Origin of the sequence: Cohnella thermotolerans DSM 17683 (assembly GCF_000429825.1) — a bacterium.
In the GTDB taxonomy this organism is placed as follows: Bacteria; Bacillota; Bacilli; order Paenibacillales; family Paenibacillaceae; genus Cohnella; species Cohnella thermotolerans.
The window spans coordinates 1-25,671 of the sequence record NZ_AUCP01000056.1 but is presented as its reverse complement, the minus strand read 5'-3'; the positions used below and the strand labels follow the sequence as shown (position 1 = coordinate 25,671).

Sequence of the window (25,671 nt, the reverse complement as noted above, 5' to 3'; positions counted from 1 at the left end):
CCGTATGAGATTGATGCTTGGGGTGCTGGATCAGTCGCCGATCGGTCCGGGGGAAAATGCGGTAGTCGCCCTGCGGCATACGCTGGAGCTGGTCCGGGCGGCCGAGCGTCTCGGGTATTCACGGTTTTGGGTGTCCGAGCATCACGATTCGGCCGGATTGGCCGGGTCTTCGCCGGAAGTGCTCGTCTCCGCCATAGGCGCCCATACGTCGCGCATCCGGATCGGCTCGGGCGGCGTGCTGCTGCCGCACTACAGCCCCTACAAGGTGGCGGAAAACTTTCGCGTGCTCGAAGCGCTGTATCCGGGCCGCTGCGACCTCGGCATCGGGCGCGCGCCGGGCGGCATGCCGCTGGCCTCGCTCGCGCTGCGCAACGGGGGGGCCAAACCGGCCGACGAACGTTTTCCCCAGATGCTCGGGGAGCTCGGGACGTTCCTGGGGCTCGCCCCGCCGTTCGGGCCGGAGCATCCGCTGTCGGACTTGACCGCGACCCCGCGGGTCGATACCGCACCCGAAATCTGGCTGCTCGGCTCCAGCGGGTACAGCGCGGTCGTCGCGGCGCAGATGGGGGCGGGCTTCTCGTTCGCCCACTTTATTAACGGCTACGGCGGCCAGGGAGCCGTTCGCGACTATCTTCGCCATTTCCGTCCGGGACCGCTCGGCTCGAAGCCGAAGGTGAACGCTTGCGTATTCGTCGTCTGCGCCGATACGGACGCGCTTGCGGAGCGGGAAGCCGCGGCGATGGACCTTAGGCTGCTCTACCACGAGAAAGGGGAGTACAACCGTCCGTTTCCGACGCCCGAAGAGGCGGCGGCCTATCCGTATGCCGAATGGGAGCGCATGCGCATCGCCGACAACCGGAAGCGAATGATCGTCGGCGGGCCGGACCGGGTGCGGAGGGCGCTGATTGCGTTCGCGGAAAGCTACCGGACGGACGAGGTGCTTGCCACCTGCATCTTGTCGGATTTCAAGCTGCGATTGAGGAGCTACGAGCTGTTGGCCGAGATGTTTCACCGTTCGGACGATTGAATTTTCCTCTTAATGGAAGGAAAGCTGCGGAAAGGATCGCAAAATGACGCGCCGCTTGTTCGCCCGGGTCAACCGCATTCGGGCGGATGAGCTTATTTGTTTTTTAACGCTATTTTTTTGTAGAAACCTACTGAAAATTAGAGTCCGTTAGGCATGATCCCGCCGCCTTGGAAAGCGCTTTAACGCTTGGGGCGGCAATGAATTGTGAACCTTTTATGAAAGTGTGAGGATAGCTAACACTTCCACAAAAAATACCTTACATAACTATTGACGCTCCCTATAGCGGGAATTATAATAGCCTCAGTGAGTTCGTTAAAGTTGAACGATTTGTAAGCTTTACAGACTTAATGTTCGGAAATGGGGAGGAAATTCGAAAATGTCCGTCCAAAAAGTATTGGAATTGATCAAGGAAAAAAACATCGAATTCGTTGATTTTCGCTTCGTAGATTTGGCTGGCCGCGCCCACCATATCACGCTTCCGGCAAGCGAAGTGGATGCCGACACGTTCGTAAACGGCGTCGCTTTCGACGGTTCCTCTATCGCAGGCTTCCGCGGCATCGAAGAATCCGACATGGTCATGATGCCGGATCCGGAGACCGCTTATGTTGATCCTTTCACGGCTCACGCCACTTTGATCGTTATCAGCAACATCCATACGCCGGACGGCGACCGTTACGATCGCGACCCGCGTTCGATCGCGAATAAAGCCGAAGAATATCTGCAGAAGACGGGCATCGGCACCGCAGCGTTCTTCGCCCCCGAATCCGAGTTCTTCATTTTCGACGACGTTCGTTACGAGTCGACCATGAATTCCTCTTCCTTCTTCGTCGATTCCGAAGAAGCCGCATGGAACACGAACCGCAAGGAAGAAGGCGGCAACCTGGGCTTCAAAGTCGGCGTCAAGGGCGGATACGTTCCGGTCGCTCCTGTCGACTCCCAACAAGACATCCGCAGCGAAATGGTTCGCCTGCTGCAAGAATCCGGCCTTCGCGTCGAACGTCATCACCACGAAGTCGCAACGGCTGGCCAAGCGGAGATCAACTTCCGTTTCGACACGCTGACCAAAACCGCTGACAACCTGATGAAATATAAATATATCGTTCACAACGTAGCACGCCAATACGGCAAAGTCGCCACGTTCATGCCGAAGCCGCTCTTCGGCGACAACGGCAGCGGCATGCACGTTCACCAATCGATCTTCAACGAAGGCGAGCCGCTCTTCTACGAGAAAGGCGCCTACGCGAACCTGAGCCAGCTGGCGCTGAACTACATCGGCGGTATTCTGTACCACGCTCCGGCGCTGATCGCGATCACGAACCCGTCCACGAACTCGTTCAAACGTCTCGTTCCGGGTTACGAAGCTCCGGTCAACCTGGTTTACTCCAAGGGCAACCGCTCCGCGGCCATTCGTATTCCGGTCGCAGCCGTTACGCCGAAGGGCTGCCGCATCGAGTTCCGTACGCCGGACTCCACGGCCAACCCGTATCTGGCGTTCGCAGCGATGCTGATGGCCGGTCTGGACGGCATCAAGCGCAAGATCGACCCGACCGCTCTCGGCTACGGCCCGTACGACAAAAACATCTACGAGCTGTCCGACGAAGAGAAGAAAGAAATCCGCAGCGTTCCGGCAACGCTCGACGAAGCGCTTGACGCTCTGGAAGCGGACCACGAATTCCTCACCGAAGGCGGCGTCTTCACGAAGGAATTCATCGACAACTACGTTGCGTTCAAACGCGCCGAAGCGAAAGCCGTCTCCATCCGCGTGCATCCGTACGAATACAGCCTGTACTTCGACTGCTAATCGCTTCTCAAGCAGAAAGCTCCCTTCGGGGAGCTTTTTATTTGGGCTTCGGGGTGAAGTTTGGAACGGGGAGTTCGCCGCTGTCAGGGCTTGCGATTTTTACGTGGAAAAGGCTGTTTGCTGTCACAATAGGTGATGGCGACGAACCGAGGACACGTTAATGGGCCCCCGGAAGCCCGCTGGAGGAACTTAACGAATCTGAGAACTCTTATAGGGTCGAAAAAGGGCTGCATTCGAGACGGTCTTGTCACTCGCCGGCGCCGTGGAACGGGAACTCGTGCAAGCGCTCGTAGCTGGGCCGGCGGCCGAGATGCGTGCGGAACAGCGTAATGCTGCCCGCGGTCCAGGCGAACGCGCCGGCCTCATCCGGCTCGAGCGCCCGCACGGCGCTCCGCCAGGCCCTGGCCGCGGCGTCCGGGCCGCCGCCGGGGCCGCCTTTGCGCGCAAGCGTAATGTGCGCGCGGTAAGGCCTCGCCTCCGGCACGAAGCCGGCGGAGGCGGTCAGGCGCTCGCCCAGCGCGGCTTGCAGCGCGGCGAGCGCCCCCGCGGCGGCGCCGGGTTCCCGGACGCCGCACCAGAGCACGCGCGGCGCTCCGGCCGGGCCGAACGTGCCCGGCTCCCCCAGCGCCAGCGCGAGGGGCGCCCGGCCGGCTGCGGCAGCTTCCGCGGCGGCCGCGATCGCGTCGACGCGCTCCGCGGGCGTCTCGCCCAGAAAGTGCAGCGTAATATGATAGTCGGCCGGATGCGTCCACAACCGGTAAGGCAGCTCGTTCGCCATGCGCTCCGCCAGCGCCGACAAGCGCTCGGTCGCTTCTTTCGACAGGGCGATCCCCAAGAAAAGACGAAGGTTCTCCAAAATATCCACCATTTTCGTTCGGAAATTCTTATTATCGACAACTTTTCAGGCGTATTTCCGGTTGCTTGTCCCTGCGGCGCTTTGTTATGATAAGCCTATCATGAATTTGCACAAGGTGGGAATGGAATGAGCAATCGGGCTTACAATTTCAACGCGGGGCCTGCCGCGCTGCCGCTTGAAGTGCTGCAAAAGGCGCAGGAGCAATTTATCGATTACGAAGGCTCCGGCATGTCCCTCATGGAAATGTCGCATCGCGGCGCCATCTACGAAGGCGTGCATAAGCAAGCGGAGCAGCTGCTTCGCGAGCTTCTCGGCATTCCGGACAATTACAAAGTGCTGTTCGTCCAAGGGGGAGCGAGCACGCAGTTCGCCATGGTGCCGATGAATTTGCTGCAGCCGGGCAAAGTCGCTTCCTACGTCTCCACGGGCAGCTGGGCGACGAAGGCGATTCAGGAAGCGAAGCTGTTCGGCGAGACGGCGATCGCCGCGTCCTCCGAAGCCGACAAGTTCATGCGCATTCCGTCGGCGGACGAGCTGAACATCGCCCCCGATTCCGCCTACCTTCATCTGACCTCGAACGAAACGATCGAAGGCACGCAATGGGCGCAATATCCGGATACGGGCTCGGTGCCGCTCGTGGCCGACATGTCGAGCGACATTTTGTGCCGCCCGCTCAACATCTCCCAATTCGGGCTGATTTATGCCGGCGCTCAGAAGAACCTCGGACCTTCCGGCGTCACGATCGTCATTATCCGCGAGGATCTGATCGGAACGCCGTCCATGCCCGTGCCGACGATGCTCCGCTACAGCACGCACGCGAAGAACGATTCCCTCTACAACACGCCGCCGACGTTCGCGATTTATATGACGAACCTCGTGCTGCAATGGGTCAAAGCCCAGGGGGGAGCGGCCGCGGTCGAGAAGATCAACAAGGAGAAGGCGAAGCTGCTGTACGACGCCATCGACGGAAGCGGCGGCTTCTACCGGGGCTGCGCGGAGAAAGGCAGCCGTTCCATCATGAACGTGACGTTCCGCCTGGGCTCCGAAGAGCTGGAGAAGCTGTTCGTGAAGGAATCGGAAGCGCAAGGCTTTGTCGGTTTGAAGGGACACCGCAGCGTCGGCGGCTTGCGCGCGTCGATCTACAACGCCGTACCGCTGGACAGCGTCAAGGCTCTGGTCGATTTTATGGGCGACTTCCAACGCCGCAACGGTTAAGGACCGTTTGCGCGTCGCCCGCGGCACATAACGAGCTCTGCCAGACAAAATCGCGGCCGCAGCCGCGGTTTTTGTTTGACGCACAATGGGTAATATTTGGTGATAGCGCAAGGAGGCGCCAATTCGCATGGCATTTCACATCGTGCTCGTCGAGCCGGAGATTCCGGCCAATACGGGCAATATCGCCCGAACCTGCGCCGCCACGGGGACGCATCTGCATCTGGTGCGGCCGCTTGGCTTCTCCACGGACGACAAGGTGCTGAAGCGCGCGGGCCTGGATTACTGGTACGCCGTCCAGATCGATTATTACGACTCGTTCCAGGAAGTCCGGGACAAATATCCGGAAGGGCGGTTTTTCTTCGCGAGCACCCGCGTCAGCAAGCGTTACAGCGACTTTCGGTTCCGGGACGGCGACTTCTTCGTATTCGGCAAGGAGACGAAGGGCCTGCCCCAGGAACTGCTGGACGCCAACCCCGAAACGGGCATGCGGATTCCGATGACCGACAAGGTGCGCTCGCTCAACCTGGCCAATTCGGCGGCGATCGTCGTGTTTGAGGCGCTGCGCCAGAACGGTTTTCCGGGGCTCCAGGGCTAACGCCGGAAACTGCAGCTATTTCGGCCAAATTTCGATTTCTTGTACATTTTTAAGCAAAATCCGTCGGGGGAAAGGAAATGAGCGGCGGTTAGCGAAATGTAGAGAGGCTAAGGTTTCAGTTTTACACTAGCTTAGATTAACGGGAGAATGAATGGGAGGAACTGCGTTGAAACCTGCTGGTGTTGTTCGCAAAGTGGATCAACTCGGCCGAATCGTGTTGCCGAAATCATTGCGCAAGAGGTATCAAATGAATGAAGGAGACCCTGTCGAAATTTTGGTGCAGGGCGATCATATCATTTTAGAGCGTTATCGTCCCCGCTGCGTATTTTGCTCTTCGATGGACAGCGTGGGCGAATTCAAAGAACGCTATGTTTGCGCTTCTTGCATGTCCGAAATGAAGGAAATGTTGTAACCGACAATCTGCCGCCCGCGCATCGGCACGGCCGTTGCGAGGGGGCTTGCGAATCATAAAGCGAATGCAAAAAGCACCGGACTCCGCCGACGGCGGGCGCTCCGGTGCTTTGCTTGTTTCCGTTCGTTCGAAGATTACAATCCTTGAGTTTTGTCCTCATTGTACGCAGCCGTCAAAATGGCCGTCAGCAGCATGGCGAAGACAAGAACGACAATCCAGAACTTATCGCTCATTCCAAGAAACATCTTCCACACCTCCACTTAACTTCCTTTATTATAACCAACGTCCGCCAAAAAGAAAACGCAAAATGTTGCGATCTTCGCGCATAGAATGGTAGCGGAACTACAGTTGTTGACGCCGAATCGAAGAGGAGGGCGTACCGATGGGCGAAATCATCAACTGGATGGGCGGCTGGCCGAAGGAGGGACTGCTCGCCGCTGCGGAATGGGAAGGGAGAGTGGCCCGGTGGTCCGCTCGGCCGGAGTCAGCCGGAAGATCGGGCGACCCGCAAGGAATGAAGCTTCTTCGCGAACGTCTCGCCGCGGAAGGATGGCTGCGCTTGCCGGAAGCGGATGCAGCCGACGTCATCGTCGTTCCCGGGGCGGACGCCGCCTTGGAACGGATCGCCAGACATTGGCTGCAGCCCGGGGACGCCGTCCTGGTGGAGCGCCCGACGAGCCGCTCCGCGCTCCAGGCGTTCCGCAAGGCCGGCGTCGTGCCCCATCCGGTCGCGTCGGATCTCTTCGGCATGCTTCCGGAAGCGCTCGGCCGCTCGCTCGCCGAGTTACAGCCGCGGCTCGTCTATGCCGCGCCGGAATGCACGGATCCCGAGGGCCGGGCGTGGAGCGTTGAGCGCCGCCAAGCGTTATTGCGATTATGCGGGGAAGCCGGGGTGCCGGTGCTCATCGACGACAGGCAGGCATGTTTGCGCTATGCCCCGAACGCGCCCGGCGCCGCCGATTCCGGTCGGTACGGCACGGTCTGGACGATCGGCGAGTTCCCTCCCGGAACGATCGGCGGGCTTCGCTTCGGCTGGTTATGCCTGTCGGGTCAACCGTCTGAAGGACGGGAGCTGCTGACCGGCGAACGGGGCGGAGAAGCGCCGCTTCCGGTCGCCGAGCAGTTTGCCTTGCTGTCGCTGATGGAGGAAGGCGAGCTTGAACCGCTGCTCGAGACGATGCGATTCATCTGCGGCGCGAAAAACGGGCTGCTGATGGAGCAGCTCAAGCGGCAAGGGCTGCCCGGCACGTCATGGGTCACGCCGCAGGGCGGCATGCACCTGTGGCTGTCGCTCCCCGAAGGGCTTGACGGGGATGCGCTGCTGCGGGGCTCCTGGCTGAACGGCCTGCTGTTCCAGCCGGGAGGCGCCTTCTACGCGTCCGATACGGAGCGGTGCAAGCTGCGGCTTACCGTCGTCCATTCGGAAGACAAACAGATTCGCGCCGGCGTGCAGCGGCTGGCCGACACGATGGGTGATTTTCTCGGCCGATGGGGGTAAGGGGATTCGGTCTCCAAGTTCAATAGACGGGGCCGACGGCATACAAAGATCCGTCGCGCTCTTCCGCGTCTCTTCTCGCCAATCGTTCGTCCCGCACGTTCAGGCAGACGCCGTCCGTCTCGTCGAACGTCCAGAAATGCAGCGGACAATAGAACATGCCGTCCGTCCGGAGCACTTCGCCGCCGGCATGCGGACATAGCGCCATCAGCAGCCTGTAGCCTCCATCCTCTCTCCGGACAAGCCAATACGGCGTCCCGTCCACTTCAACGAACGCCGGCAGGGAGCCGAACGCGTCGACCGGCCCGATAAACGTCTCATTGCTCATAAACGGCCCTTCTTTGCTATGAAATTAGATCACGGAGCGACGAGCTCCACCTTGATGCGGTCGGGATCTTCGAAGAAGAGCGCATACGTTCCGTCTCCCCCGGCATGTGGGTGCCGGTCTTCGTATAAGATCCGAACATTCCGTTCCCGCAGCTTGACGGTCATCTCGTCGACCTGCCGCCGGGAAGACGCATGAAACGCCAGGTGGTTCAACCCGACGCGCTTGCGATGATAAGGAACGTCCATGTACGCTTTCTTCGCCTGCACAAGCACGAGGTAAGCGTGTCCGAGCTTCCAGCTTGCGCCTTCGTTCCATTGCTGATGGAGCCGGTAACCGAGTTCGCCCAGAAACCACCCCCAGAAAGCCGCGGAACGCTGCAGATCGGAAACGTAGATTTCGATATGATGGATCAAGCCGGCCGTGCCGCTCATGGCGTCCCTCCGTTCCGGATCTTGCCGGTTGCGTCCGAGCCGGCGGCGTTTGCGATGACGGCGTTCTCCCAGCCGGCCGCCCATTCGAGCCTGGCGGCCCAGGCCGCCGCCACTTCGGCGAATTCCCGAAGTCCGGCGCGGCCTTCGGGGGTAAGCTCGTAAACGCCGCGCTCCACTCTGCGGAACCAGGCGTAGTGATTGTCCCGCAGCAGCGCTCCCGCATTCGGGCAGTCCGTGAGCGACTGCACCTGCCGGGGCGCGAGCGGCCCGCGGCACGCCAGCGCGAGGGCGCACCGGATCGCGCGCTCGCGATACGCCGTCACCAGCTTGCGGCCCGTGCTGCCGCCGACGTTGTAATCGCCGCTGCGCCCGGCGAACTCCCGCAGCAGCGGCTTCGCGCCCGCCCGCTTGCGCCCGCCCGCCGCCGCGGCATAGCCGGCGGCGAAAGCCTCTTCCGCGGCCAGCATGCCTTCGGCCGGGCCGCGCGCGCTCGGCGCATACGCCCGGCCGCTCGGGCCGGGCTCGCGCCAAACCTCGATGACCGGCTCCTTCGTCTTGTAGAAGGTGACGGTCATCAAGCCGAGCCCGAGCCTTCCGCACAGGGCGGCAAGCTCGGGGAAGCGCTGGTTGTGCGCGCCCTTCTTCGTCCGGTTCCGCTCGACCGCGAGCCACACCGACGCCCCGGTCCGCTGGCGGTCGACGCCCTGCAGCAGCAGCGGAAGCGTGAACGTCTTCTTCATCTCTACGACGACCGGCTCCCCTTCGTCCGGGCGGAGGGCGACCAGGTCGCAGCCGCGCACCTCCGCTCTCACTTCGTACCCGCGGCTGACGAAATAAGCTTTGATCGGCGGGTACAAATCGGTTTCCAGCTTGACGGCCACGTTATCTTTCCTCCTGCTCTCCGATGAACGATCGCTCATCAAATTATAGCACGTAACGGTTTTTTCGTAAGCGGGACGCGGCTTTTCCCGGTGCGGAGCATCGCTTCGGGACAACCTGCGGCGTTTTCATCTCTTTTCGGAGCAATTTCGTCCTTCTTACCGCATAGTTATGTAATACGTTTCGCAACGGGAAGGACTAGGTGAGGAGGTAGCGGCATGGATATATTCAGACGTCTCGCCGAGTATCGGGCCGAGAGCGAGAAGTTGACATGGTCCGGAACTTTTCGGGAATACATCGATTTGCTGCGCCGCGATCCGGCTCCGGCAATGACCGCGCATGCCCGGGTATATGACATGATCGTCTCGCACGGCGTGGAGGAGGTCGGTGGGCACAAGAGATACAAGTTTTTCGAGAAGGAAATATTCGGTCTCGACCGTACGATGGAGAGGCTGGTAGAAGAGTATTTCCATTCCGCGGCGCGCCGGCTCGACGTCCGCAAGCGGATTTTGCTCCTGATGGGTCCGGTCAGCGGCGGCAAGTCGACGATCGTTACCATGCTCAAAAAGGGACTGGAGCAGTTCTCCCGGGAGGATCGCGGCGCCGTGTACGCCATTCAAGGCTGTCCGATGCACGAAGAGCCGCTTCATCTCATTCCGAGCGAGCTGCGCTCGGAAGTCGAGCGCGAGCTCGGCGTCCGCATCGAAGGGAATTTGTGCCCGTCCTGCCAGATGAGGCTGCGAACCGAGTTCGACGGCGACATCGAGCGGGTTCCGGTCGAACGGGTGCTCATCTCGGAGGAGAACCGGACCGGCATCGGAACGTTCAGCCCTTCGGATCCGAAGTCGCAGGACATCGCCGATCTGACGGGCAGCATCGACTTCTCGACGATTACCGAATACGGCTCGGAATCCGATCCGCGCGCTTACCGTTTCGACGGAGAGCTGAACAAAGCGAACCGCGGGCTGATGGAATTCCAGGAAATGCTCAAATGCGACGAGAAATTTCTGTGGAACCTGCTGTCGCTCACGCAAGAGGGCAACTTCAAGGCCGGCCGGTTCGCGCTGATCAGCGCCGACGAGCTCATTGTCGCGCACACGAACGAGTCGGAATACAAGGCGTTCATCTCCAACAAGAAAAACGAGGCGCTCCAATCGCGGATGATCGTCATGCCGATCCCATACAACCTGAAAGTGACGGACGAGGAGAAAATTTACGCCAAGCTGATCGGGCAATCGGACATGAGCCACGTGCACATCGCCCCGCACGCCCTGCGGTCGGCGGCGATCTTCTCGATTCTGACGAGACTTAAGGATTCGAAGAAACAGGGCATGGATCTCGTCAAAAAGATGAGGCTGTACGACGGCGAAGAGGTCGAAGGGTTCAAGGAAGCCGACTTGAAGGAGATGCAGAACGAATACGCCGAGGAAGGCATGTCCGGCATCGACCCGCGCTACGTTATCAACCGCATCTCCAGCGCGCTCATCAAGCACGACATGCCGTGCATCAACGCCCTCGACGTGCTGCGGGCGCTGAAGGACGGCCTCGATCAGCATCCTTCGATCACGAAGGAGGAGAGGGAGAAGTATCTGAACTTCATCTCGGTCGCGCGGAAGGAATACGATAACCTGGCCAAGAAGGAAGTTCAGAAGGCGTTCGTCTACTCCTTCGAGGAATCGGCGCGCACGCTGTTCGAGAACTACCTCGACAACATTGAGGCCTATTGCAACTGGGCCAAGATGAAGGATCCCCTCACCGGCGAGGAGATGGATCCCGACGAACGGCTCATGCGGTCGATCGAGGAGCAGATCGGCGTGTCCGAGAACGCGAAGAAGGCGTTCCGCGAAGAGATTCTCATCCGCATGTCGGCCTACTCCCGCAAGGGCAAAAAATTCGAGTACAGCACGCACGAAAGGCTGCGCGAGGCGATCGAGAAGAAGCTGTTCACCGACCTGAAGGACATCGTCAAGATTACGACCTCCACGAAGACGCCCGACGAGAACCAGCTCAAGCGCATCAACGAAGTGTCGAAGCGGCTGATCGACGAACACGGCTATTGCCCGGTCTGCTCGAACGAGCTGCTGCGTTACGTGGGGAGCCTGTTGAACCGGTAGGAAACGAAAGCAAAAAAGAACTGCATTCCTTTTCTGAGGGGAAGAGGAGGCAGTTCTTTTTTTGTGTTGAAAAAAATTCTTTTTTGGACAGAAATTAATAAAAAAGGACTAGAAAAACATCGATTCTTCTACTATGCTGAAGTAGATTTGCCAAAAGATAGAAGATAAAGAAGAAGGAGTGTCGTATTTATGCCAGTCTGGGAAATTCGTTTTCGAAAAGCGGCAACTTGGCTATTATGTTTATTTCTTTTATGGGCAGGTTCTGCAAGTCAGGTATATTCTGCCTCTGAAGCCGGTCCCGTCATTGTAGGTTCGACGCCGTCTGACAATAAACAGAATGTGCCCGTAGATAGCATCATTCACATCGCGTTCGACGAACCGATCGAGCAAAGTGTCAATTTTTCAATTATAACGGCGTTTAATCAGAATAAGCTGGAACAACTTCCTGTGGACATCGCCATAAACGGCAACGAGCTTACGCTCTCCCCTCGGATTTCCCTCGAATACGGAAACTTGTATAAAATCTATATCCCCACGGATTCCGTTCGGAATGCATCCGGAATCGGACTTGCCGACACTTATACGATAGAGTTCTCTACCTTGCCCGAAGCGCTGTCTGTCACCTCGACGGAGCCGATGAACGAAGAATCGGGAATCGCGCTTGAGGTTACTCCGATCGTAAGCTTCAATCTTCCGATCGAATCGGTGGATGAGGCAGGTATTGTGTTCAAGAGCGAAGAAACCTCGGTTCCGGTGCGGATCGAAAAGCAGGAAAATCAATTAATGATAGTACCGGAGGAAAAACTGGCTCCTGCCGTTACATACACGCTTTCTATCGAAGCAGGCAGTGTCGCCGCAAGAAACGGACAGACGCTGAACGAGCCTATTACAGTGTCTTTCACGACGGTAGAGAATGGCAATGAAGCGCCGTCAGAACCGTCATCCCTCAAGGTGGTCTCCGTCTCTCCTGAGGATCACCAGAAGGACGTGGGGCTGGATGCATCCGTTACGATCGACTTCGATTCGCCGATTCAAGAAGGGAAAGCTTACACCGACATCCGGATGTTCTCCGAATCGGAGAGCGGCGACATCCTCTTCGCGGCTGCAATTGCCGGCAATCGGTTAACCATTAAGCCGGATCGGAAGCTGGCGAGTCTGGCCTCCTTTACGATATCGCTGCCTCAGGACGCCGTTCGTTCCGTCGACGGAGAGACACCCAACGAGGCTTTTAGCGTGACCTTTGAGACGGAGGATCAGCCTGCTGTCGAATTCGGCTCGCGGTTGTTCGCCGGAAGCGGTCATACGGTCTATCTGGATGAAGACGGCACTGTCTGGACCTGGGGCTCCAACCGTTTCGGTGAGCTGGGGAACGGGGCTACACAGGACAGCCCGTTGCCGGTGCAAGTCATCGCCCCCGCAGAAGAGGGGGAACCGCTTGCCGGTGTCACAGCGGTAGGCGGAGGGAGCAACCATTCGTTCGCTTTGACAGCGGATGGAGCCGTATGGGCCTGGGGAGAGAACGATGCAGGTCAACTAGGAGACGGGACTTCCGAGAATCGCAGCAAACCCGTCCAAGTCGTCGGCGGCGATGGAACTGGCACCTTGTCCGGCATCGTGGCGATTAGCGGTGGGGACAAGCATACGCTGGCGTTGGACGCCGACGGAACGGTATGGAGCTGGGGTTTGAACGTTCGCGGCCAATTGGGCGACGGCTCGTTGACGGACAGAAGCATACCAGTTCGGGTCAAGGACGCCACGGGCGAGGGCATCTTATCCGACGTGGTCGCTATCTCCGCCGGGGCTTCTTTCTCGCTTGCCTTGAAGGGGGACGGAACGGTATGGGCATGGGGGGACAACAACTTCGGCCAGTTGGGCGACGGTACGACGACCGATCGATCTTTGCCCGTTCAAGTCCAAGCTGTTGGCGGAACGGAACCGCTTGCCGGAGTCGTCTCGATCGCCGGAGGCGCCGGTCATGCGGCGGCTTTGTTAAGTGACGGCACTGTCTGGAGTTGGGGAGACAATGCTAAAGGCCAACTCGGCGAAGGTACGAATGTGAATAGCTTGCTCCCTGTTCAGGTCAAAACGACCGAAGGTCAGGAAGCATTGTCGGACATTATCGCGATCGGCAGCGGTATTGCGTATAGCGCCGCGCTCCGGGCGGATGGAGCGGTATGGGCCTGGGGAGACAACGCATCCGGACAACTGGGTGATGGCACGGCAATTGATCGCGCGAATCCGGTGGAGGTTGTCGGGACGGAGAAGGAAGGGACGCTTGCAGGTGTTAAGGACCTGCGTGTCGGAGGTGACCATATCGTCATTCGCAATGAAGACAACTCCATATTGAGCTGGGGCAATAATGCCTACGGCCAACTGGGAAATGACAGCACGGCAAACTTCTCCTATCCTGTCGAGCTCACATGGATACCGAAGCTTACGGTGGTGAGCAGTTACCCGGAGCAGAACGGAACCGTAGCCACCCTCACACCAATGATCCAACTGAAGTTCAACCACGAGATTCAAGAAGGCGACGGTTATGAAAATATTGTTTTGCAAACGGATGGGCAAACGGTTGAACTGGCCCAAGAGATTGTCGACAACGAATTGCGGCTGACTCCTAAGGAACCGCTGCTGCCTAATGCAACCTATATACTGACGATTCCGCAGGAAGCGGTCGGCTCAGACGATGTGGATTCGCAGGGAGGCGATACAGTCGAACCGTCCGAAACGGAAAAAGAAACGAATAACACGGAGTCGCTTCCGGATAATTCATCGACGAATTCTGCAGACCCTTCTTCAGCTGAAGGCACAACAACGGAGACGGCTCTCTTCAAGACGAAAGAGGTGCATACGTTGACGGCGACTTCCACAAGTTCAATATACACGTTGACGTTCAAAACGGTTGCGGGAACGGCCGCCGTAAAGAACACGATTGCAGCCGGGTCGGGTTATTCTCTTGTCGTGAAGCTGGACGGATCGGTTTGGTCGACAGGTGATAACTATTACGGAGAGCTTGGAGACGGGACGACAGCCGATCGCTCGGAATTAGTTCGTGTCAAAAATTCGGACGGAACAGGATTCTTAAGCGATGTTTATTCGGTCAGCACACAATTCACCAACTCCGTTGCGCTTAAAACGGATGGAACCGTCTGGAGTTGGGGGAACAACGGCTCGGGTCAAGTAGGGGACGGAACCACCACTAACCGACTTACTCCCGTACAAGTGTTAGGAAGCGGAGGAAACGGATTTTTAAACAACGTTATTGCAATTAGCAGTGGAGGCCTTTTCAATCTTGCTCTTAAGTCGGATGGAACCGTCTGGAGTTGGGGAAACAACTCTGTGGGTCAACTGGGTGTCGGTAAATCCAGGACATCCCTTTCTTTGAGCAAATTTCCGGTTCAAGTGGTCAATTCGGACAATACTGGCGGATTAACGAATGTAGTAGCAATTAGTGCGGGAAGCGATCATGCCTTGGCACTGAAGGCGGATGGAACGGTCTGGAGCTGGGGTGAAAATGTCAACGGGCAACTTGGAACCGGCTCAGCCATGGACAGCAATAAACCTATTCAGGTAAAGGGCGTAGGCGGGACGGGGGCATTGACCAATGTTATTGGAATTGCAGCGGGCAACGGTTTTTCCCTCGCACTTGCATCCGACGGCACCGTCTGGAGTTGGGGGTTAAACGACGATGGACAACTTGGAAATGGCACCTTAACGAAACGCTCAACTCCGGTTCAAGTGTTAGACGTTAGCGGAACAGGTGGACTATCCGGTGTCATTGCCATTTCGGCCAGTCGTTATTTTTCAGTTGCGTTAAAATCGGACGGCACCGTTGTTAGTTGGGGATACAATCAATTCGGACAGCTCGGAAATAACAGCACCGTGACTAGTAAACGGCCTGTTCAAGTGCTAGGATCCGGCGGCACAGGGGCATTGAACGGAGTCACCGAGATCTGCGCCGGGACTTTTCATGTGATCGCACTTAAATCAGATGGAATGATATGGGGCTGGGGCCGAAATGGCGATGGTGAACTCGGCAACGGGTCAACTACAAATTCGTTCATTCCTGTCTCCCTCGTCAACCAGGTACTGTACCGCTATTTTTACAATGCGTCTAACCAAGTAACGGAGTTCAGTTTCTACCAAGGAATAGTAGTTTATCGCCGACTCTACACGTACGATCTCAATGGCAATTTAATCAATACAACGACGGCAAGATTCACGCTTTAATTTTCAATCTAATCGGAGAGGAATGTCCTGCCATGAATATTAAATTGTTTATTTGGAAAAAAGCCTTTCTGGGTACGATCATGCTCAGTTTTCTGGCTTTAGGCTTGGTCGGCCTGGCTTGGGCTCAAGACCGGGAGGATCTGGATCTCAATATTACCAACCGAACGGATCGTCACCTGGAGAAGAAAACAATTGAAGTCAGCGATCCAACTGCAGGCTTGAAGGATCCGCTCATTGAAGCCATCAAAGCGAAGTCCGAAGCGAATCGGAAGAATCGGCTTCATCAGGCCGATCAATACAACTACACCAAGAGTGACATCGAAGAGCTGCTGGAAGCCGGCGCCTCTCTCGAAGACATCTATCGTTCGGATCAATTGGGGAATGAGTGGCTGATCAATCCGAAAAAGCTGGTTGAGGAGAAGCGGGCCAACAATCAGTCATGGGAACACATCGCATCCGATCTCCAGATGAAAAAAGAAGAGGAGCTGTCAGGGCTGTTAAAGAGGCATGCGAAAGCCCAAAACACGTTAAAAAACAAAAAAATGAGCACTGCTGAGAAAATTGAAATTTTGCTAACGCTCGAGCAGCAAGGAGATGCTTCTCTGGATAGTGCTATGAAAGTCTATGAATCCAGAGGCAAGAGAGGGCTCGACAGCATGAAATCGCAAGGGGTGACACGTTAATGAGAAAAGCGCTCTATTCCCTTGCTTTAGGACTTGCGTTAGGCCTCGTCCTCTTAATCTTCTCTTCTTCCGCTTCAGCTGCCGTCTCCGACGAAGATGTTTTAAGCGCCTTTAACGGACTCGTCGTGCAAGAGCAAATCAACCAGACGAACAAGCCTCAGTACTCAGGAAATGCAGGTACATTCGAAGTCGTAGATCCGGCTTCCGGTAATTTGACATGGAAGTCCACGCAAATTCAACTGCCGGGTAGAGAAGGGCTGGATTTAAATATTGGCGTTATGTATCAGCTAAACGATGCTTTTTTCTATATGAGGCACAAGAAGACGGATGGAAGCCTGAAAAAGTATAACTATCTTATATCCCGCTACGACCTTGGGGCCGGCTGGTCTTTTCAATTTCCTTCCCTGCAAAAGCAGGATAGTTATCTCTACTACCATCAGGGGAACGGAGCCGTTTATAAAGTAGACTTCGTCACAATGGAAAGTTATAATTTCTCGCATTTGGTAGGATACCAAGGAAAAGATTTACACCTGGAAAAGGATACAGGCACCTTTACCAATGGGCAGGAAGCGTCCAAATATTATTTAGAATATGACGATGGGAAGAGAGAGTACTTTGCAGACGACGGCCGCCTTCTTGGCATTGTCGATCGTTTCGGAAACCAAATTATCTTTAAACACATAAATCTAACGATGTACGATGGACAAACTTACAAAGTTATCTCGTCTATTACCGACACCATTGGAAGAACGATATCGTTCGAATATAAGGATGGGACTGCCGATACAACGGATATTATTCTGACGGTAAAGGACCCGGATGGGAACATAACTCAAAAACTACAGTATCGAAGGATGCTCTGGAATATTACGTTCAACAACAAGGCTGATGGGACAGCGCCTGTGCTCGGGTCTATCACGATTTTAGATAAGAACGGTAATAATGTACGAAGCATGTCCTTTGGCTACGACGATATTGCAACAAAGTTTAATTTTAACAGCAAGAAGGATAGTGCCTCAGCCATTTCCAATGACTACTTTCCGCTTAAGGATGTCATTACAGAAACGATAGAGACTCACTATGCTTATGGCATCAGAAGTCGAAATCTAGGGACCAGCGGATTTGGCCAAGAAATGGCGGTCACGAGTCGCTATGAAAAATTGATAAATAAAGGAACGATTTACAATAAAATTGATTATTCTTACACAAACGATTATACGGGTTATCCGACATATCTCAGCGCAAGCGAGATGACAAGCGGTTATTCGTTCTCGTCTACCTCAACCGTTAGCTCATCATCGCTTACGAACGGACTTGCAACAACGACGGAATTTAACGGCTATCAGCAGGAACATATCATTACAACGAAAGCCTCTAACGGAGAAAAGAAAGTCGTTACGAATCTCAAATTTAGCTCCACCTATCCATACAAACCTACCGAGACCAAAATTGAAACGTATCGTTCCGAATCGGACACATCACCGGATCGGGTTTATGTAAACAAAAGCTATAATGACTGGGGAGGCATAGCGCAGGAAACGTTGCCTTACACCGATTCGACGACCAAAAACGCTTATACAATTCGATTTGCTTATGAATCCACCCATCACTTCCTGTCAAGCAAGACATGGTTTCAGGAAGTTTCAGGCACTCCAATATCCGAATCGTACACGTATTACAATGACGGAAGGCTGAAATCCTACACGGATGCGAACGCCGTGGTCACCTCCTACTGTTACGAAGCGGTTAACACGAGCGGTGCGACGACCACAAATTGCAGCAATGCGAGTACCGTTTTAACAGGTTCAGTGAGCAAAGTAAAAGCGTCCAAGGATTTGGGCAACGGTCAAACTTCCATTGCAGAGACTTATTATGGTGCCGCTACTAAGTACGCTTATCCTAGTGCAACAAAGAGTTACTTTACGACAACGAATAGTTCGGGGAACAGGATAACCCAAACCGTTCAAAAGACGATGACTTATGATTTAGGGTCAGGGCTCTTGAAAACGGAGGCGGACAGCAACGGCAATACAACTACTTACACATATGATGTTTTGGGACGGACTACCAGCATTACGTATCCTTCGTTTACGAATTTAAGCGGGACGAAGTATAACGTTTCGGATCTTTACACGTATGAGAATACGCTCATCCCGTCGACAGCGGATTCGGAAAATGCGAATACATCCGCATTAAAAGTGACTTCGCAACGCAAATACGTACGGACATCCGACAATAGCAGCGCCATCCTGTCCAGTCAGGTCGAGTACTATGACGGGCTCGGATCTTTGCGCTATGCGATGGCGACAAACAACGGCACGACGCAAGTGACCCAATATCACATGGATGATCTAAATCGGGCCGTCTACATGATCGACCCTATGGGAAATACGACGACAGCCGCTTATGATGCATGGGGCAATCAAAAGGAAGCCGCTGACGTCTACGGCAACTTGTATGTAACGGAGTATGACCCCAAGGCACGTAAAGTGACCCAATATCTGGTCGCATCGGCGAACGTAACGGCTTATCGGGCAAACACCGCGATTGCGAGCCTAAAGTCTAATTATTTGGAACAAACGTATGATCAGTTGGGACATTTGATTTCGAACAAGGTTTATAAGGACTGGCCGGCTCAGACCCAACCTGTTACGGAAACTTACACCTACGATGTTGTCGGCAATCTTAAATCGTATACTGACCCGAACGGGAACATCAACGAGGACAAGGTCACGACCGGCTACAATTACGATGCGATGAATCGTTTAATTTCCGTGACCGATGCAATGGGCCAAATTACGAAGTACACCTACGACGCAAACGGCCAGTTGACGGGAACAACGATCCAGGCCGGTGAAGAAGGCACACCGCAATCGCTAAAGTCCAAAACCTATAACGAAGCGGGTTTGCTTGCGTCTAAATTGGACACGGCTTCTAAGGCGGAGACGTACGCTTATAACAATCTGGGCTTGCTTCAGCAATCGAAAGACCGGAAAGCGACGGTCTTTACCTACCAGTACGACGAGCAGCAGCGCAACACGATGCAGACGGCAACTGGTTCATCCGGCGGCACCCAGCAGAACAAAACGATTATCGGCAGCAACGGTATTTTGTACGATACCTATGAAACGTACAAAAACAGCAGCAAAACGGGTTCCATGACGACCGGAATCGATTATTTGAAACGGGTGACATCGTTCTCGCTTCAGAACGGCAGCAGCACGTATACGTCGTATCTTGGGCTCACGTATGATAAAAACAGCCGGATCACAATGACCAATACAGGGGCGGCATCTCCCGGCGGTTTTTACGTTCAATACAAATATGTCCAGCACCGGCTTAACAAGGTTCAAGTCAACGGATCGGCAACGGCTGACGACACCGCGGCGTCCAACGTCACCTATACTTACTATCCGAACGGTCAGGTCAAAACGGTCACCTATCCGACCCTGACGACCGGCAGCACTCTTACTACAACGTATGTGTATGATGCGTTGAACCGGGTTTCCACCGTCACCAACGCCAAAGGCACGACGACGCTGTCGAAATACACCTACACGTACGACAATAACGGAAATGTCATTAGTTTGGTCGAGGCGGTGACCGGCCAGACGGCAAAAACAAGCTCGTATACGTACGACAAGCTGAATCGGTTAAAGGGCATCACGCGATCGGACGGCAGTAAAGCTTCGTATACCTATGATCTTCAAGGAAATCGGCAAACGCTCTACGATTCGGCTACCACAGCTTTTGATTTGAATGCTACGAGTTATGTTTACGACTTGTTCAATACATTGACAAGCGCAACGAAAGGATCGACCACAGCCGCGTTTGAATATACGCCGGATGGCATGCGGTATAAGAAGACGATCGGCAGTGTGGTGACCCAATACCGCTTTAATCAGAATGGAGAAGTCATCGCAGAGGTCAACGGCAGCAATGCGACAACGGCCAACTATGTGAGAGGGGACCGTTTGCTCGTCAAGAAAGACGTTTCGACAGGCAAAGACTATTACTACCTGTATAATGGTCATGGGGACGTCGTGCAGATGGTCGACACGAGCGGCAACGTCGTCAACAGCTACAGCTACGACGAATGGGGCAACCTGACGCGCCAGACCGAACAAGTGCCGAACATCTTCAAATACGCCGGCGAAGTCTACGACAGCGAGACGGGTCTGTACTACCTCCGCGCACGTTACTATGACCCGAGCATCGGGCGGTTCATTAACGAGGATACGTATGAAGGGCAGATTGATAATCCGCTTAGTTTGAACCTTTATACGTATGTTGAGAATAATCCTTTAATTTATAGCGATCCTAGTGGAATGTGCGGCATAAGAAGTTGGGGAGATGCTGGAGACTGTTTTGTAAAAGCCGGTAAGGCTGTAAAGACAGCAGCAGTCGCGACGTACAATTTCTTCATTGGAGATGATCTAAACACATTATTAGATCCCAACTCATCTCAACAAGAAAAAGATATGGCGGCAAAGATGCTTGCATTAAACTTTATACCAGGAGAAGGTCAGGCTGCAAAAGTAGGGGTAAAAGTAGCGGAAAAACAGGCATTAAAGATTGCAGAAGAGCAAATGGCCAAACAAATTCTAAAAGAATCTGATCAATTCATAAATTTATACAGGGCTGTTGGTGCGGATGAGTTTTATCAAGTAATGGAGAGTGGTTCATTTAAGGTTAGTCCAATGGGATTTGACGGGAAACAGTTTGGGTTAAACTTCGATGATACGCTTAAGTTTGCTGAAAAATACAAAGACATCGCAGCAATAGTAGAAGTCAAGGTGTCAAAGACAGAACTTGATAAGATTGCTGATTATACACACGTCGACCCGTTTATTTTTAAGAATGGCACACTTACGATTCACCTTGAACACTTGGATGATTTTAACAAAATAATACAAGCAATTAATCACAAGTACTGATTAGAGGAGATTGATATGCTTAAACTGGATGCAAGAGTGATTTTCGATTCAAAGAACCTATCTCATGATTTGAGCGCCAAAAACATTCTTAGACCGGGAATAAACTTTGGAAACAACTTATTATTCTCGGGGACGATTATTCCGAGTGCTGATGTAGAAGTGTTAGTGAGGGATGCTCAATATTCGGTAACGATTGAGCTTCCAACAGTAGACGAAGAAGCGTTTGAGCACATTGGAGACCTTGTAAAAATTGGTGGCAATATCACTCTTCAATTGGCTTCTAAAATACTGGGAAAGGGAATAATTGAGGACTTCACCTTTGAAACTGAGTAAAGAGAGTGACCACATGCGAGTGTAACAACTCCATGTGGTTTTTCTTTTTCATGCAGAGCTCATAATGATGAACTTTTGGGTTATCCGAAGAATGGGCATGCCATCCGCTGCCGGTATGATAAGCATTACCCGGCATGACTGTCAAGCACCGGATACGCTGACGTTCTAAGGTATGGGACGGGTGAATTACGACGGCTACGAGACGGCGCAAGGCAAGCCGTTCACCAAGGTGCAGATTAAACGGATTTTCGATCGCGAGGACTTCTACAGCGGCATTTACCGCTATGGAGAGGTCACGGCTCCGGGTCGCTATACGGCGATCATTTAGGAGGCGGTCAACATGGAAGATTTGAACGACCGATACAACCGCCTTGTCGAAAAGGAAGACCGGTTGGTAGCGGAAATTGAAACGATTGAAGCCTATTTGGACGGAATGCTCGGCTATACGCATAAACATGGCGATCGTTACCAGATGACGATGATTGAGGACATTTTGAATGCCATACATGCGGTGGAAAGCGACCGCCGCCAGCATTTGTTGAACGTCCGGTTCGAGAAGGCGCTTTTGTCATGTCGATTGCAAAAGCAGATTTGAAAGAAAGAGAGGTCAGGCGGTGAGCGTGCAGGCATTTGCTGATGTATCCTTGCGGCGATGACGTCCGCTCGAACTGAGGATGCAAGCCTTCACGCTGGCCGCCTGACCCATTACGCTGAGGTGAGGCACATTGAAAATCAAACCGAACAAGTTCCTGTATGTCGGTGTAGACCTGCATAAGGAGAAGTATGTCGCGGTGGTGATCGACTGTTGGAATGAGAAGAGGGGTGAGATTACGTTTGACAACCGCCCCTCTGCGTTCCCGCCATTTGTTCAGGCCATCAAGAAACACCTGAAACGTGGACAGACATTGATTTATGGTCTTGAAGATACTGGGGGTTTCGGACGGTCATTGGCGTTGTTTCTGCGCGAGAATGATTACATCGTCAAGGAAGTCAACCCGAAGCTAAGCAGCGACAAGCGGAGCAAACAAACGACTATTGAGAAATACGACAGTTGGGATGCCGAATGTGTGGCGCGTGTCGTCCGGGACGATTGGCATAGACTGCCGGATGCGAATCCGTTAGATCAATATTGGGCTATCGGTCAGATGGTGAAGGTTCGTGCAGGATTGGTCGCGCATTATACCGCGACGATTCGGCGACTGCATCAGCAGATCAGCTATCACTATCCGAGCTATAGGCACTTCTTCTCGGAGGTAGACGGCAAGACAGCGCTGGCGTTCTGGGAGAAGTACCCGTCTCCGCGATGTTTACATGACGTATCCGAGGCGGAATTGGCCGAGTTCCTGAAACGGGAGAGCAACCGGTTTCTTTCGCTCTCGAAAGCAAGGCAGATCAAACAGTTCATCGACGACGATGGCCATACAGAGCGGGCATATCAGAACCAACGGGATATGATTGTGCAATCGCTGGTGAGAAGTCTTCGTTCCTGCAAAGAGGAAATGCGGAAGCTGGAAAATGAGTTGGGCGTTCTCCTTGGCGACATCGGATGCACATTAGACAGTATGCCCGGCATTGACGAAGTTACGGCAGCGTGTTTCGTAGCCGAAATCGGAGCGGTTGAACGATTTGCGAGTGCGGAGAAGTTGGCCCGATTTGCAGGGATAGCGCCAGTTAGATTTGGCACTGGAGGCAAAGACACAAGGTATAAGAGCAAGCAAGGCAATCGGGTGCTGCACGAGTTGTTCAAGCAACTGGCGATTCGTCAGCTTGTCGTAGCGAAGAAAACGAAGCAACCGCACAACGCCTATCTGCTGAATTACTTCGAACAGAAAATAGCCGAAGGGAAGTCCAAGCGACAGGCAATCGTCTGCCTGATGCGCAAGCTGGTCAATGTGGTCTACCATCTATTGAAGCATAAGACCATCTATCAGATGCCTGCTGTACCGGAAAAACAAGCAGGATGATATACTAATTTTTAACAGGAAGAGGTGTGTGGTTTATAAACTAGGATACGTATGAGGGGCAGATCGATAATCCGCTCAGTTTGAACCTCTACACGTATGTACAAAATAATCCGCTGACGAATGTGGACCCGACGGGGCATTGGTGTACTTCTGCCAATGGAAAGTGGTCACACCCAGGTGATTCTGACGAATGCTCTGCAAGTAGTACGTATGAAGCAGACTATCTTCATGATGGAGACGTAATGCTGAATAATGGCAAGGCAGTCGGCACATATCAATACATTGATGGTGCTCATGAAGACAACTCTTGGACTGGATTTGTATTTGATATCGTTGCTTCAGGAGGAATCGGATTTGAAAAGTCAGTAGTTGAGGATGGAATAAAAGCAGTTGTTAAAGGGGTAACGAGTTTATTTTCTAGAAACTCTGGTAAGGCTGCAATCAAGTCGTTAGATGATATATTAAAGGATGCAGTATCAGGAAGAGTAACAAAGGGTAAGGCAATTCAGTTTGAAAAAAGTGGCGGTTACGATCAGGCTCTTAAAGATTTTAAGAGTATGGGGGTAACAGATATTAAGGATATACCAAATGGAAAAGTAGGTAAGCTACCTGATGGAAGGACAATTAATGTTAGAAGCAAAAGTTCCGACGGAAGACCGTCACTTGAAATCTATGATGGAAAGAGATCAATTAAAATTCGGTATTAAAGAGGAGATGTTTATATGACAGAAAAATGGATTAGATGGATTCCCAATAATGAAATATCTTTAAAATACTATATTGAATCAATTACGGATAATATAGAGGGATTGAGGATACGACTCTCTAATGCAAACAATGAGTCCGATAGAATAGAGGTGGTTTTTGAAAATTCAGTTCATGCTTATAGGAGTACCGATGAAAGCTACATGCAAAATGTTATTAACAAACTTGATGAACAATACGGATCAAAATTCTACCAAGAAAATACTTTTTTCAAAGTTGAAAATTCTGAGTACATTCATTGGTTGTCACTGCAGTCATATGGAATTGCTAAATCAGAACCGCTAGAGCATTTTTCCTTTTTAGGAGTAGACTCAGTGATAGATGTAATAGCCGCATACGAGCCTGAAATCAATAAACTTATTCCCTAATTGCTAAAATTGCTAAAATTGAAATTGACCACATGCGAGTGTAACAACTCCATGTGGTTTTCTTTTTCGGAGCGATTAATGAACCGTCATCGACCTACGAGAACCGGCTGATCTGACAAATCACACCGTCAGGGTAAAACGATACCGAAACAAGATGCAGAATGTCGCAGACGCAATGCTGGAACGTCAGAGCGATATTAGCGGATTAAAAACAGGCCGGGGAACCGACCTGTTTCTCATTGACGGGGGAACGTTTTGAAAATCTCAACAAGCAACTTTTTGGTCATCTGGATGTACCGAAGGTCTTTCGCTTTCAGGATAGCGAGCACTTCTTGAATTGCAGCATCTTTCTTATCTGAGACAGGCTGCGTAATAGGAACGTCAAATTCAAACAACACCTTGGGTTCCAACTCCAATGCCGCGGCGATTTTAGCCAAGTTCTCCAGAGAGATATTACGCCTCCGCGCTCAACGCCGCCGATATAAGAATAATGAAAACCGCAAAGCTCGGCAAGCTGATCTTGGGAAAGTCCCTTTATTTTTCGGCAATCACGGATTTTAGATCCTACTAAACGGCGAATCTCTGCCACGGACAACACCTCTATGATGAGTGTAGACAATGGCAGATAAGGGGGGTAATGAATAGAAAGGTATTATATTTTGTAATACTAAAAAGTATCTTTTTCCTGTATACTTTTGTCTATCGTACATTGTCGAAGGGGTGCAGAATGTGCAGGGAAACCGTAATATGCAGTCGAATAATGGAGCAGGATTAAAAACTGGCGGCAGATTGGTTCAGCAACAACCAAATACAACAAACCAAGCGGAAGCACCAAACAAAAGCGCAGCGCCCAACACCAAGAAAACACAAACAACCTTTCTGCAAGGCTGTCTCGGTTGTTTTGGCATTCTTGTCCTGATCGGGATTGGATCAAGTCCAAATTTATGTGTAAATTCCCTCAGTTAGATTGTGTTACATAATTCGTGTCACTTTGGCAGTCGTTTTCGGCCTGTTCTCACGCCATTCGTGATACTCGGCCATATCGAGATATTTCTTACCGGCAGCCCATTTCTCATCCTGTTCCATGAGCAAAGCGCCAATCAACCGGATGACGGACTCCCGGTTCGGGAAGATGCGAATTACTCGTTCCCGGCGGCGGATTTCTTCGTTCAAGCGTTCCACGCTGTTCGTGGTGCGAAGGCGTTTACGGTACTTTTCAGGCAAGCTCAGTACCGCAG

At 53.1% G+C, this 25,671-nt stretch carries 22 protein-coding genes and 1 pseudogene; 16 read left to right on the top strand and 7 right to left on the bottom strand.

Annotation, left to right across the window (positions count from 1 at the left end):
* Nucleotides 1–4: 4 nt before the first annotated feature.
* Nucleotides 5–1,027 carry an LLM class flavin-dependent oxidoreductase gene (locus G485_RS0111980; RefSeq protein ID WP_035155900.1) on the top strand — a complete coding sequence of 341 codons (1,023 nt, stop codon included), beginning with the start codon at nucleotides 5–7 and terminating at the stop codon, nucleotides 1,025–1,027.
* 376 nt (nucleotides 1,028–1,403) lie between these two features.
* Nucleotides 1,404–2,828, top strand: a complete 1,425-nt coding sequence (glnA, locus tag G485_RS0111975) for a type I glutamate--ammonia ligase (RefSeq protein ID WP_027092759.1) — start codon at nucleotides 1,404–1,406, stop codon at nucleotides 2,826–2,828.
* A 247-nt stretch (nucleotides 2,829–3,075) separates the two neighbouring features.
* Here the strand turns inward: glnA and thpR are convergent, their stop codons facing one another.
* Nucleotides 3,076–3,663 (bottom strand): RNA 2',3'-cyclic phosphodiesterase, encoded by a 588-nt coding sequence (thpR, locus tag G485_RS26190; protein ID WP_169732316.1) that lies wholly within the window; start codon nucleotides 3,661–3,663, stop codon nucleotides 3,076–3,078.
* A gap of 147 nt (nucleotides 3,664–3,810) precedes the next feature.
* Here thpR and serC point away from each other — a divergent pair, with 147 nt between their 5' ends.
* The 4 genes from serC to G485_RS0111945 all read left to right on the top strand — a co-directional run bounded on the left by serC (nucleotide 3,811) and on the right by G485_RS0111945 (nucleotide 7,404).
* Entirely contained in the window at nucleotides 3,811–4,899 is a 1,089-nt protein-coding gene (gene serC / locus G485_RS0111965; RefSeq protein ID WP_027092758.1) for a 3-phosphoserine/phosphohydroxythreonine transaminase, read from the top strand.
* 127 nt (nucleotides 4,900–5,026) lie between these two features.
* Complete coding sequence (gene trmL / locus G485_RS0111960; protein WP_027092757.1) at nucleotides 5,027–5,494, top strand: tRNA (uridine(34)/cytosine(34)/5-carboxymethylaminomethyluridine(34)-2'-O)-methyltransferase TrmL; 468 nt, start codon at nucleotides 5,027–5,029, stop codon at nucleotides 5,492–5,494.
* 166 nt (nucleotides 5,495–5,660) lie between these two features.
* On the top strand, nucleotides 5,661–5,906 hold the full coding sequence (locus G485_RS0111955) for an AbrB/MazE/SpoVT family DNA-binding domain-containing protein (protein WP_027092756.1): 246 nt from the start codon (nucleotides 5,661–5,663) through the stop codon (nucleotides 5,904–5,906).
* A 382-nt stretch (nucleotides 5,907–6,288) separates the two neighbouring features.
* A complete protein-coding gene (locus G485_RS0111945; RefSeq protein ID WP_027092755.1) occupies nucleotides 6,289–7,404 on the top strand; it encodes an aminotransferase class I/II-fold pyridoxal phosphate-dependent enzyme in 1,116 nt (371 codons plus the stop codon).
* Between the two features lie 19 nt (nucleotides 7,405–7,423).
* Here the strand turns inward: G485_RS0111945 and G485_RS0111940 are convergent, their stop codons facing one another.
* Genes G485_RS0111940 through G485_RS26185 form a run of 3 tightly spaced genes read right to left on the bottom strand, consistent with a single transcriptional unit; the run spans nucleotide 7,424 to nucleotide 9,041 of the window.
* Nucleotides 7,424–7,729: a Rieske (2Fe-2S) protein gene (locus G485_RS0111940; RefSeq protein WP_027092754.1), complete on the bottom strand. Its 306-nt coding sequence runs from the start codon at nucleotides 7,727–7,729 to the stop codon at nucleotides 7,424–7,426.
* Nucleotides 7,730–7,758: 29 nt separating this feature from the next.
* Nucleotides 7,759–8,142: a VOC family protein gene (locus G485_RS0111935; RefSeq protein ID WP_027092753.1), complete on the bottom strand. Its 384-nt coding sequence runs from the start codon at nucleotides 8,140–8,142 to the stop codon at nucleotides 7,759–7,761.
* A gap of 14 nt (nucleotides 8,143–8,156) precedes the next feature.
* Nucleotides 8,157–9,041 (bottom strand): DUF2161 family putative PD-(D/E)XK-type phosphodiesterase, encoded by an 885-nt coding sequence (locus G485_RS26185; protein ID WP_084423270.1) that lies wholly within the window; start codon nucleotides 9,039–9,041, stop codon nucleotides 8,157–8,159.
* A gap of 216 nt (nucleotides 9,042–9,257) precedes the next feature.
* On the opposite strand from G485_RS26185, the gene G485_RS0111925 reads away from it, so the two are divergent.
* The 10 genes from G485_RS0111925 (at nucleotide 9,258) to G485_RS0111875 (ending at nucleotide 24,433) form a co-directional block, all read left to right on the top strand.
* Nucleotides 9,258–11,153, top strand: a complete 1,896-nt coding sequence (locus tag G485_RS0111925) for a PrkA family serine protein kinase (protein ID WP_027092752.1) — start codon at nucleotides 9,258–9,260, stop codon at nucleotides 11,151–11,153.
* Between the two features lie 189 nt (nucleotides 11,154–11,342).
* On the top strand, nucleotides 11,343–15,383 hold the full coding sequence (locus tag G485_RS26180; RefSeq protein WP_051318216.1) for an RCC1 domain-containing protein: 4,041 nt from the start codon (nucleotides 11,343–11,345) through the stop codon (nucleotides 15,381–15,383).
* A 32-nt stretch (nucleotides 15,384–15,415) separates the two neighbouring features.
* Nucleotides 15,416–16,066: a hypothetical protein gene (locus G485_RS0111915; protein WP_027092751.1), complete on the top strand. Its 651-nt coding sequence runs from the start codon at nucleotides 15,416–15,418 to the stop codon at nucleotides 16,064–16,066.
* Nucleotides 16,066–21,003: an RHS repeat domain-containing protein gene (locus G485_RS0111910; RefSeq protein WP_027092750.1), complete on the top strand. Its 4,938-nt coding sequence runs from the start codon at nucleotides 16,066–16,068 to the stop codon at nucleotides 21,001–21,003. Before G485_RS0111915 ends, G485_RS0111910 begins: the two co-directional genes overlap by 1 nt.
* Nucleotides 21,004–21,018: 15 nt before the next feature.
* Nucleotides 21,019–21,336, top strand: coding sequence for a hypothetical protein (locus G485_RS0111905; protein ID WP_027092749.1), 318 nt, complete (start codon nucleotides 21,019–21,021; stop codon nucleotides 21,334–21,336).
* Between the two features lie 172 nt (nucleotides 21,337–21,508).
* Nucleotides 21,509–21,664, top strand: coding sequence for a hypothetical protein (locus G485_RS29045; RefSeq protein WP_205620144.1), 156 nt, complete (start codon nucleotides 21,509–21,511; stop codon nucleotides 21,662–21,664).
* 12 nt (nucleotides 21,665–21,676) lie between these two features.
* On the top strand, nucleotides 21,677–21,931 hold the full coding sequence (locus tag G485_RS0111895) for a hypothetical protein (RefSeq protein ID WP_027092748.1): 255 nt from the start codon (nucleotides 21,677–21,679) through the stop codon (nucleotides 21,929–21,931).
* A gap of 130 nt (nucleotides 21,932–22,061) precedes the next feature.
* A complete protein-coding gene (locus G485_RS0111890) occupies nucleotides 22,062–23,300 on the top strand; it encodes an IS110 family RNA-guided transposase (RefSeq protein WP_156922302.1) in 1,239 nt (412 codons plus the stop codon).
* 242 nt (nucleotides 23,301–23,542) lie between these two features.
* Nucleotides 23,543–24,007, top strand: coding sequence for a hypothetical protein (locus tag G485_RS30630; RefSeq protein ID WP_205620143.1), 465 nt, complete (start codon nucleotides 23,543–23,545; stop codon nucleotides 24,005–24,007).
* A gap of 15 nt (nucleotides 24,008–24,022) precedes the next feature.
* Complete coding sequence (locus G485_RS0111875; protein WP_027092746.1) at nucleotides 24,023–24,433, top strand: hypothetical protein; 411 nt, start codon at nucleotides 24,023–24,025, stop codon at nucleotides 24,431–24,433.
* A 236-nt stretch (nucleotides 24,434–24,669) separates the two neighbouring features.
* Here the strand turns inward: G485_RS0111875 and G485_RS30945 are convergent, their stop codons facing one another.
* The 3 genes and pseudogenes from G485_RS30945 to G485_RS0111865 all read right to left on the bottom strand — a co-directional run.
* Nucleotides 24,670–24,870, bottom strand: a complete 201-nt coding sequence (locus G485_RS30945; protein WP_027092745.1) for a hypothetical protein — start codon at nucleotides 24,868–24,870, stop codon at nucleotides 24,670–24,672.
* A 65-nt stretch (nucleotides 24,871–24,935) separates the two neighbouring features.
* Nucleotides 24,936–25,022: pseudogene (locus G485_RS30940) on the bottom strand (helix-turn-helix domain-containing protein); the annotation flags it as partial.
* Between the two features lie 383 nt (nucleotides 25,023–25,405).
* A partial coding sequence (locus tag G485_RS0111865; protein WP_027092744.1) for a transposase occupies nucleotides 25,406–25,671 on the bottom strand: 266 nt, incomplete at its 5' end.